This is a genomic window from Rothia uropygioeca, from assembly GCF_004136585.1.
GTDB lineage: Bacteria > Actinomycetota > Actinomycetes > Actinomycetales > Micrococcaceae > Rothia.
Genome location: NZ_NOIR01000006.1, coordinates 1 through 5,573 on the forward strand (window position 1 = coordinate 1; position 5,573 = coordinate 5,573).

Consider the following 5,573-nt stretch of genomic DNA (forward strand, 5'->3'; position numbering starts at 1 on the left):
TTGTTGTTTGAGAACTCAATAGTGTGCTTTGTTTGAATGTTGTACCGAAGTTTTTATTTTTTGAATTCTTGTTGGTTTCAACATGACACGGCGGATGTTTGTGTCATCACCCCGTGATGATGGTCCGTCGTGGTTTATTTTGTTGGGCCACGGGTTTTTCTTTTTGTTTTTTAACGGAGAGTTTGATCCTGGCTCAGGACGAACGCTGGCGGCGTGCTTAACACATGCAAGTCGAACGCTGAAGCCTGGTGCTTGCACTGGGTGGATGAGTGGCGAACGGGTGAGTAATACGTGAGTGACCTTCCTTGAACTCTGGGATAAGCCCGGGAAACTGGGTCTAATACCGGATACGACCAGTCCTCGCATGGGGTGCTGGTGGAAAGGGTTTGTACTGGTTCTTGATGGGCTCACGTCCTATCAGCTTGTTGGTGAGGTAATGGCTTACCAAGGCGACGACGGGTAGCCGGCCTGAGAGGGTGACCGGCCACACTGGGACTGAGACACGGCCCAGACTCCTACGGGAGGCAGCAGTGGGGAATATTGCACAATGGGCGCAAGCCTGATGCAGCGACGCCGCGTGAGGGATGACGGCCTTCGGGTTGTAAACCTCTTTCAGCAGGGAAGAAGCGAAAGTGACGGTACCTGCAGAAGAAGCGCCGGCTAACTACGTGCCAGCAGCCGCGGTAATACGTAGGGCGCAAGCGTTGTCCGGAATTATTGGGCGTAAAGAGCTCGTAGGCGGTTTGTCGCGTCTGCTGTGAAAGCCCGGGGCTCAACCCCGGGTGTGCAGTGGGTACGGGCAGGCTAGAGTGCAGTAGGGGAGACTGGAATTCCTGGTGTAGCGGTGAAATGCGCAGATATCAGGAGGAACACCGATGGCGAAGGCAGGTCTCTGGGCTGTTACTGACGCTGAGGAGCGAAAGCATGGGGAGCGAACAGGATTAGATACCCTGGTAGTCCATGCCGTAAACGTTGGGCACTAGGTGTGGGGGACATTCCACGTTTTCCGCGCCGTAGCTAACGCATTAAGTGCCCCGCCTGGGGAGTACGGCCGCAAGGCTAAAACTCAAAGGAATTGACGGGGGCCCGCACAAGCGGCGGAGCATGCGGATTAATTCGATGCAACGCGAAGAACCTTACCAAGGCTTGACATACACTGGATCGCCGTAGAGATACGGTTTCCCTTCGGGGCTGGTGTACAGGTGGTGCATGGTTGTCGTCAGCTCGTGTCGTGAGATGTTGGGTTAAGTCCCGCAACGAGCGCAACCCTCGTTCTATGTTGCCAGCACGTGATGGTGGGGACTCATAGGAGACTGCCGGGGTCAACTCGGAGGAAGGTGGGGACGACGTCAAATCATCATGCCCCTTATGTCTTGGGCTTCACGCATGCTACAATGGCCGGTACAATGGGTTGCGATACTGTGAGGTGGAGCTAATCCCAAAAAGCCGGTCTCAGTTCGGATTGGGGTCTGCAACTCGACCCCATGAAGTCGGAGTCGCTAGTAATCGCAGATCAGCAACGCTGCGGTGAATACGTTCCCGGGCCTTGTACACACCGCCCGTCAAGTCACGAAAGTTGGTAACACCCGAAGCCGATGGCCTAACCCTTTGTGGGGGGAATCGTCGAAGGTGGGACTGGCGATTGGGACTAAGTCGTAACAAGGTAGCCGTACCGGAAGGTGCGGCTGGATCACCTCCTTTCTAAGGAGCTCAACTGTTTGGTTGGCCATGCTGGGCACGAGTGTTGTCTGGGTGGTTTGCTCATGGGTGGAATACAATATTCGCGGCAATGGATTTCTTCTTGTGGAGGGGTTTGTTGTGTGCTTGCGTGCTGGTGTCCTGTGTGGGTGCTGGTGTGTGGGGATGAAGTGCACTGTTGGGTTTTGAGGCAATGAACCGTTGGTTTGGTTGTCTTGTGGCCTGGCTTCGTCATGGTGGCCTCCTGTGGGGGTTGTTGTGGTGGGGTGATGGGGTTGTTGTTTGAGAACTATATAGTGGACGCGAGCATCTTATGATCCGGCGCCTTGTGGTGTCGGGTTGTGATTGTTTATTTTGAATGCCTTTGTGGTGATCATTTGTGTGTAAATCGTTAAGGGCGCACGGTGGATGCCTGGGCACAAGAAGCCGATGAAGGACGTGTGAATCTGCGATAAGCCTCGGGGAGTCGATAACTGGACTGTGATCCGAGGATTTCCGAATGGGGAAACCCCGCTGCCTGTCAAGGGTAGTGACCCGCATCTGAATGTATAGGGTGTGTGGAGGGAACGAGGGGAAGTGAAACATCTCAGTACCCTCAGGAAGAGAAAATAATAATGATTCTGTGAGTAGTGGCGAGCGAAAGCGGATGAGACTAAACCTGTGGTGTGTGATACCGGTAAGGGGTTGCATCATGGGTGTTGTGGGGTTTGTTTGTACCAGTTCTTACTTGGCTGGTGGTGTTCAGCGTTGTGGTAGGCGAATCATCTGGGAAGGTGGACCGTAGTGGGTGAGAGTCCCGTAGTCGAAATCATGGCGTTGGTGCTTGAGCGAATACCCGAGTAGCACGGGGCTCGTGGAATCTCGTGTGAATCTGCCAGGACCACCTGGTAAGTCTAAATACTTTCTTGTGACCGATAGTGTATCAGTACCGTGAGGGAATGGTGAAAAGTACCCCGTGAGGGGAGTGAAATAGTACCTGAAACCGTGTGCCTACAAGCCGTCAGAGCCTTTTGGGGTGATGGCGTGCCTTTTGAAGAATGAGCCTGCGAGTTAGTGCTGTGTCGCGAGGTTAACCCGTGTGGGGTAGCCGTAGCGAAAGCGAGTCTGAATAGGGCGATTGAGTGGCATGGTCTAGACCCGAAGCGGAGTGATCTACCCATGGCCAGGTTGAAGCGTGTGTAAGAGCGCGTGGAGGACCGAACCCACTTCAGTTGAAAATGGAGGGGATGAGCTGTGGGTAGGGGTGAAAGGCCAATCAAACTCTGTGATAGCTGGTTCTCCCCGAAATGCATTTAGGTGCAGCGTCGCGTGTTGCTTGCCTGAGGTAGAGCTACTGGTTGGCTGATGGGCCTTTACGGGTTACTGACGTCAGCCAAACTCCGAATGCGGGTAAGTGTAAGCGCGGCAGTGAGACAGTGGGGGATAAGCTTCATTGTCGAGAGGGAAACAGCCCAGATCATCGACTAAGGCCCCTAAGCGTGTGCTAAGTGGGAAAGGATGTGGAGTTGCTGAGACAACCAGGAGGTTGGCTTAGAAGCAGCCATCCTTGAAAGAGTGCGTAATAGCTCACTGGTCAAGTGATTCTGCGCCGATAATGTAGCGGGGCTCAAGCACACCGCCGAAGTCGTGACAATGCATAATTTTTTGTGTGTTGGGTAGGGGAGCGTCGTGTACTGCGGTGAAGCTGTCGTGTGAACGTATGGTGGAGTGTACGCGAGTGAGAATGCAGGCATGAGTAGCGAATGATGCGTGAGAAACGTATCCGCCGAATGATCAAGGGTTCCAGGGTCAAGCTAATCTTCCCTGGGTTAGTCGGGGCCTAAGGCGAGGCCGACAGGCGTAGTCGATGGATAACGGGTTGATATTCCCGTACCGACGAAGAACCGTCCATACTAAACCGGTGATACTAACCATCCGGGTCATGCTGTGTGCTTCCTTGTGGAGTGCTGGTGTGGTCTGCATGGGGCCTGAACCGGGGCGGTAAACGCATTAACGGGTGTGACGCAGGAAGGTAGCCGGGCCACGCGGTGGTTGTCGTGGTCTAAGCATGTAGGGCGGGTCGTTGTTAAATGCGCGATCCTTTGGGCCTGAGATGTGATGGGACCCCCTTTGGTGGGGGGATTCGGTGATCCTATGCTGTCGAGAAAAGCATCGGCGTGAGGTTCTAGTTGCCCGTACCCTAAACCGACACAGGTGATCAGGTAGAGAATACTAAGGCGTTCGAGAGAATCATGGTTAAGGAACTCGGCAAAATGCCCCCGTAACTTCGGGAGAAGGGGGACCTTGAGCGTGACCCACCTGCGCGGTGGTGAGCGTGTATGGGTCGCAGAGACCAGGGGGAAGCGACTGTTTATCAAAAACACAGGTCCGTGCGAAGTCGCAAGACGATGTATACGGACTGACTCCTGCCCGGTGCTGGAAGGTTAAGAGGACCCGTTAGATCCTTTGGGGTCGAAGCGGAGAATTTAAGCCCCAGTAAACGGCGGTGGTAACTATAACCATCCTAAGGTAGCGAAATTCCTTGTCGGGTAAGTTCCGACCTGCACGAATGGAGTAACGACTTCCCTACTGTCTCAACCATGAACTCGGCGAAATTGCAGTACGAGTAAAGATGCTCGTTTCGCGCAGCAGGACGGAAAGACCCCGTGACCTTTACTATAGTTTGGTATTGGTGTTCGGTGTGGCTTGTGTAGGATAGGTGGGAGACTGTGAAGTCGCGGCGCTAGTCGTGGTGGAGTCGTTGTTGAAATACCACTCTGGTCATATTGGATGTCTAACCTCGGCCCATGATCTGGGTCAGGGACAGTGCCTGATGGGTAGTTTAACTGGGGCGGTTGCCTCCTAAAGAGTAACGGAGGCGCCCAAAGGTTCCCTCAGCCTGGTTGGCAATCAGGTGTTGAGTGTAAGTGCACAAGGGAGCTTGACTGTGAGACTGGCAGGTCGAGCAGGGACGAAAGTCGGGACTAGTGATCCGGCGGTTCATTGTGGAATGGCCGTCGCTCAACGGATAAAAGGTACCTCGGGGATAACAGGCTGATCTTGCCCAAGAGTTCATATCGACGGCATGGTTTGGCACCTCGATGTCGGCTCGTCGCATCCTGGGGCTGGAGTTGGTCCCAAGGGTTGGGCTGTTCGCCCATTAAAGCGGCACGCGAGCTGGGTTCAGAACGTCGTGAGACAGTTCGGTCCCTATCCGCTGCGTGCGTTGGAGAATTGTGGAGGCCTGTCCTTAGTACGAGAGGACCGGGACGGACGAACCTCTGGTATGTCAGTTGTACCGCCAGGTGCATGGCTGATTGGCTACGTTCGGGAGAGATAACCGCTGAAGGCATCTAAGCGGGAAGCTTGCTTCGAGATGAGTTCTCCTTGCCTCCTTTGAGGGGTGTGAGGCTCCCTGTAGATGACGGGGTTGATAGGCCGGGTATGGAAGCCAGGACGTAAGACTGGTGAAGTTGACCGGTACTAATAGGCCGAAGGTTTATACACATTCGACTCGTTGTGGGTTGGTGTGGTTGTCATGAAGGTTTGATGGATGATCCTGTGATGGGTGTTTGCGTTCACTGTATGGTTTTGGGATAACAATCTTGTGTGGGTTGTTGTTGTTTGAGGTTTCACCATGCTGGCCCCTGGTGTGGGGTGGGTGTGTGTGGTTAGTTTTTCGGTGGTTATGGCAAGAGGGGTACACCCGGTCTCATTCCGAACCCGGTAGTTAAGGCTCTTAGCGCTGATGGTACTGCACCCGGTAGGTGTGTGGGAGAGTAGGTCGCCGCCGAAATATTTTTGTGGTGTGGTGCGGTGTGCATTGCTTGTCCTCTGTGTGGGGGTGGGTGGTGTGCATCGTGCTGCACCTTTTTTGTGTTTAATGTGTGGCCCCC

3 rRNA genes are annotated in these 5,573 nt (G+C 54.0%); all 3 read left to right on the plus strand.

Going from position 1 to position 5,573, the window contains the following annotated elements:
* The first annotated feature begins 170 nt into the window (after positions 1–170).
* The 3 genes from EWR20_RS12600 to rrf all read left to right on the plus strand — a co-directional run bounded on the left by EWR20_RS12600 (position 171) and on the right by rrf (position 5,473).
* Positions 171–1,701 (plus strand): 16S ribosomal RNA (locus tag EWR20_RS12600).
* Between the two features lie 378 nt (positions 1,702–2,079).
* A 23S ribosomal RNA gene (locus tag EWR20_RS12605) occupies positions 2,080–5,184 on the plus strand.
* A gap of 171 nt (positions 5,185–5,355) precedes the next feature.
* Positions 5,356–5,473, plus strand: a 5S ribosomal RNA gene (gene rrf, locus EWR20_RS12610).
* The 16S, 23S and 5S rRNA genes sit together here, the layout of an rRNA operon.
* Positions 5,474–5,573: the final 100 nt, after the last annotated feature.